Below are 4,884 nucleotides of genomic sequence, written 5' to 3' on the forward strand. Positions count from 1 at the left end.
CAGCCAAGGCCTAGAGTCATTCAGTTATGGGCCAAGCAAAGGGTGGTTCTCCTCGAGCAGCCTTTGCTCTAAGGTGGCTTCCATGGCTCTCGTCAGGACGTTGATTGACGCATTTGAGGCTCGCGCATTGCGGGTCGCGGTGACGCCGTCACCGCGCACGCTGCGCGCCGAGCTTTTGCGGCTGTGTGCCCGCATCGGCTATTCGCCACCTCTCTGCCTCTGAAGCATTCGCCCCGGCTTGGCCGGATAGAATCCAGAGGGAAGATCAGACATGACCTATCAGAATTATTCGCTGACGCAGCTTCAGCAGATCGACGCCGCGCATCATCTGCATCCGTTCACCGACCACAAGGAAATGCGCGGGGCCGGGTCGCGCATCATCACCCATGCCAACGGCCCTTTCATCTACGATTCCGAGGGGGCTGAAATCCTCGACGGCATGGCCGGGCTGTGGTGCGTCAACATCGGCTATGGCCGTGACGAGCTGGCCGAGGCCGCCTATGCCCAGATGAAGGAACTGCCTTACTACAACTCCTTCTTCAAATGCTCGACGCCGACGCCAGTGCTGCTGTCCAAGAAGCTGGCGGAGATCGCGCCGAAGCACGTCAACCAGGTATTCTACGGCTCTTCCGGGTCGGAAGCCAACGACACCGCGCTGCGCCTCGTGCGCCACTATTGGGTGCTGGAGGGCAAGCCGGAGAAGAACCGCATCATCTCGCGCAAGATGGCCTATCACGGCTCGACCGTTGCCGGCACCTCGCTCGGCGGCATGGATGGTATGCACAAGCAGCTCAACGGTGCGGTGCCCAACATCGTCCATGTGATGATGCCCTATGCCTATGAGCTGGCGCTGCCTGGCGAGAGCGATCATGATTTCGGTCTGCGCGCGGCCGGGGCTGTCGAGGAGGCGATCCTCGAAGCCGGCGCCGACAAGGTTGCCGCGTTTATCGGCGAGCCGATCATGGGAGCCGGCGGCGTGAAGATACCGCCGGCGAGCTACTGGCCGGAAGTGCAGCGCATCTGCCGTAAATACGATGTCCTGCTGATGCTGGACGAAGTCATCACCGGTTATGGTCGCACCGGCGAATGGTTTGCCGCACAGACACTCGGCATCGAGCCAGACACGATCACCACCGCCAAGGCGCTGACCTCGGGCTATCAGCCGCTGTCGGCATTGCTGGTTGGCGACCGCATCGCCTCGACGCTGGTCGAGAAGGGCGGCGAGTTCAACCATGGCTACACCTATTCCGGGCACCCGGTGGCCTGCGCCGTGGCGCTGAAGAACCTCGAGATCATCGAGCGCGAAGGGCTGGTCGACCGCGTCCGGAACGACACCGGCCCTTACTTCGCCAAGGCGTTGCAGGAGCGCATTGCCGGACATGATCTGGTCGGCGAGGTCCGTTCGATCGGACTGATGGGCGCGATCGAGATCGTCAAGGACAAGGCGACCAAGGAGCGGTTCCTGCCGGCTGGAAGTGCGGCGGTAACCGTGCGGGATCACGCCATCACGAATGGCATGATGCTGCGCGCCACCGGCGACACGATGATCCTGTCGCCGCCGCTGATCTGGACCCGCGATACGATCGATATGGCCTGCGACCGCATCTCGAAGGCGCTGGATCTGGCGCAAGCCGATCTTCGCAAGCGGTAGAACTCGACCCCTCGGCTGGGCGCTCTTCGGCGGGCGCGCCCAGCCTTGAGACCATGCCGAAGCGGCGAGGGAACGAATTCCATCACAAGCGCGTAGTGTGTGGGGCAGCGGCTGATTCGGCCGCCACAAGGGGTTTGTTTCCATGAGAGAAACCGGCAAGAGCCGACGGACGCGAGAAGCGGCCAGCATCAGCGGCGACCTGATGCTGGCGCCGCTGGTGGCGATGATGCGGCTGCCGTTGATGGCCATGGATGGCGGGAGCCGCCAGCCATGGAGTACGGAGACGGCGCGTGCGGTCAACGAGAAGACCGCCGCTATGGCCGAAGGCGCGTTTGCGGCGCAAATGTCTTTCCTGCAATCGGCGTCGCGGTTCTGGCCGGAAGTCTTTTCCGGCCGCACGCCATCGCTGTTCAACGGGGTTGCGGCGGAGCGCTCGATCAGCGCCGCGCTGAAGCCGGCAAGCCGTGCCGTGAAAGCGAATTTTCGCCGGCTGTCCAACAAGACCTGACCGGGGTTGCAAACCGACAGTTTCTGGGTCGGCGGCCATCTCAACGTCGATGCGAATGGGGCTGGTGACGCCCAGTTCGGCATTCCGGTCCACGGCGCCAGGGGCAAGGGCACGGCCTATTCGACGGCTGTCCGGACAGCCGGCACGTGGAGCCTGCGCCTGCTGGTCGTCAGGGTCGAGGGAGCCGATGCGCCGATCGTGCTGATCAACGAAGATCATGTCCCGATCCCGAATGCTGCAATCGGAATATAGCTAGGCAAAACGCAAAAAAGCGGCCTGAACGCGGGCGCGACAGCTGACAGTTCGGCCGGCTTCGTGGCCCAACAGTCGGGTGACCACTGCAGCGTTCCAGACAAGGAAATATGCTGAAAAGCCGGATGCTGTCTGACAGTATGCGCATGCGTTCATGTGGACCGGTGGCAATTTCAGACAAGGGCACGCGCATATGGTGAGTTCCTTTCGTGCGGTCGTGGTCGGTGGCGGCTGTGTGGGCGCCGGCATTCTCTACGGCCTGGCAAAGCGCGGCTGGACCGATGTGGCATTGCTGGAGCGAACACAGCTTACGGCCGGTTCGACATGGCATGCCGCGGGGCTCATCCCCTCTTACGCGCGCAGCCGCAATGTCGGCCGCATGATCGCCAGATCGATCGCGATCTATGAAGGCCTGGAGGCGGAGACGGGCCAGAACGTCGGCTGGCACAAATGCGGGCAACTGCGCATTGCCAACACGCGCGACAGGCTGGACGAGTACAGAAGCTACATGGACGTTGCCGAGGTCCAGGGAGTGCGGGCCCGGATCGTATCGCCCGCGGAGGCGCGAGAGATCTGGCCGCTGCTCGACAACAACACCATGCTAGGTGCCCTCTACCATCCCGATGACGGCCACATTGCACCCGCCGATGTCACCCAGGCCATGGCCAAGGGTGCACGCGACCTCGGCGCGAAGATCCATCTTGATACCGAGGTCGTGGGTTTCGAGCGGATGCCGAGCGGCGAGTGGAGGGTCAAGACCTCACGCGGCGAGATCGTCTGTGAACATGTCATCCTTGCAACAGGCAATTACGCACGCCAGACAGGCGCCATGCTGGGCCTGGACATTCCCGCGATTCCGATCCTGCACCAGTATTGGATCACCGAGGCGGTTCCCGAAATCGTGGAACGCAAACGGCTTGGTCTTCCGGAGATGCCGATCCTCAGGGACGAGGGTTACGAGGGCTATCTGCGCGAAGAGGGAGACGGGCTGATGTTCGGTCCCTATGAGCGCACCGAGCAGCTCAAGCTGTTCGCCGAAAACGGCGTCCCGGAATGGTTCGGCGCCGATCTGCTCGATGAAGATTTCGATGCCGTTTCCTGGAACTGGGAGCGCGCCACCGAACTGGTTCCCGCGCTCGGGCGCGCCGGCATCAAGCGCAATGTGCGAGGACCTTTCCAGATGACGGCCGATGAGCTGCCGCTGATGGGGCAGGCGTGGGGCCTGGAGAATGTCTGGCTCGCCGAAGGGGTGCCGGGGGGCATCCTTTGGGGTGGTGCGATTGGCTACTACCTCTCCGAACGGATCGTGGAGGGTGGCAACAGCATCGACACGGCGGAGCTGGATCCCCGCAGGTTCGGCCGCTATGCCAACAAGAACTGGACCCGGGCCAAGGTCCGGGAAACCTGGGGCACCCACGCCGTACAGCACTATCCGGGCCAGGACATGCCGGCGGCGCGACCGCAGAAGACGGCCCCGTCCTATGACCGCCTAAGTCAGCTTGGCGCGGTATGGGACGTGTTGAACGGCTGGGAAATGCCGAGCTGGTTTGCGCCCGCGGGTGTCGAGGCGCGCAATGTCTACAGCTGGCGCTGGACCCCCAAGGGGAACCACGTCGCCGCAGAGGTCCAGGCTGTCCGCCAGGCCGCCGGTCTGGTCGAGATGACACCAATGACCAAGTTCGAGGTCGGCGGGCCGGGCGCCGAGGGCTGGCTCGACGGAATCCTGGCCAACAGACTGCCGCGTCCCGGTCGTGTCGCTCTTGCCCATCACCTGACGCCGACCGGCGGCGTGCAGGCCGAGTATGTGGTGGCGCGGCTGCAGAGCGACCTGTTCTATCTCATATCGACGCCGCGCGCCGAACGCTGGAACCTTGACGATCTCGGCCGGCTGTTGCCGAAGGACGGCAGCGTGCATCTGCGCAACGTCACGGAGGATCGCGGCAGCTTCACGGTGGTTGGGCCGAAGGCGCGCGACATACTGCAGCCGCTGACGGAGATCGACCTCTCCAACGAGGCCTTCCCATGGTTCAGCGTACAGTCCGGCACCGTCGGCATGGCCAGCGACGTACGGCTGCTGCGTGTCAACTATTCGGGTGAGCTGGGATGGGAACTCTATCATCCACTCTGCTACCAGCGGCATTTGCTGGATGCGCTTCTGGCATCGGGAGAGGCACACGGGCTGAGGCTGGTCGGACTTCAAGCGCTGGAATCGCTTCGTCTCGATAAATCCTACCGGGCCATGTACCGCGATATGAACCCCGAATTGTCCGCCTTGGAAAGCGGCCTCGAGCGCTTCATCAGCCTCGACAAGAGGGACTTCATCGGCCGGGCGGCACTGGTCGCGAAACAGCAGCAGGTTACACGCCGGATCGCCACACTGTCGATCGACACGGATGGTGCGAGCGCATTCGCCTTCGAGGGCGTTTACCGCGAAGGCGAGCTCGTCGGCCACATCACCTCGGCGGGCTACTCC

5 protein-coding genes are annotated in these 4,884 nt (G+C 63.4%); all 5 read left to right on the forward strand.

Features of this window, described 5'->3' with window-relative positions:
• A partial coding sequence (locus tag EN949_RS36895; protein ID WP_245472571.1) for a hypothetical protein occupies window positions 1–223 on the forward strand: 223 nt, incomplete at its 5' end.
• A 48-nt stretch (window positions 224–271) separates the two neighbouring features.
• Window positions 272–1,651: an aspartate aminotransferase family protein gene (locus tag EN949_RS33000; RefSeq protein ID WP_127365792.1), complete on the forward strand. Its 1,380-nt coding sequence runs from the start codon at window positions 272–274 to the stop codon at window positions 1,649–1,651.
• A gap of 142 nt (window positions 1,652–1,793) precedes the next feature.
• On the forward strand, window positions 1,794–2,159 hold the full coding sequence (locus EN949_RS33005; protein ID WP_063168189.1) for a hypothetical protein: 366 nt from the start codon (window positions 1,794–1,796) through the stop codon (window positions 2,157–2,159).
• A gap of 6 nt (window positions 2,160–2,165) precedes the next feature.
• On the forward strand, window positions 2,166–2,411 hold the full coding sequence (locus EN949_RS33010) for a cytochrome c oxidase assembly factor Coa1 family protein (protein ID WP_244514305.1): 246 nt from the start codon (window positions 2,166–2,168) through the stop codon (window positions 2,409–2,411).
• A gap of 193 nt (window positions 2,412–2,604) precedes the next feature.
• On the forward strand, window positions 2,605–4,884 hold a 2,280-nt coding region (locus EN949_RS33015), incomplete at its 3' end, for an FAD-dependent oxidoreductase (RefSeq protein WP_164782619.1).

Origin of the sequence: Mesorhizobium sp. M7A.F.Ca.US.007.01.2.1, from assembly GCF_003998165.1 — a bacterium.
Taxonomy (GTDB): domain Bacteria; phylum Pseudomonadota; class Alphaproteobacteria; order Rhizobiales; family Rhizobiaceae; genus Mesorhizobium; species Mesorhizobium ciceri.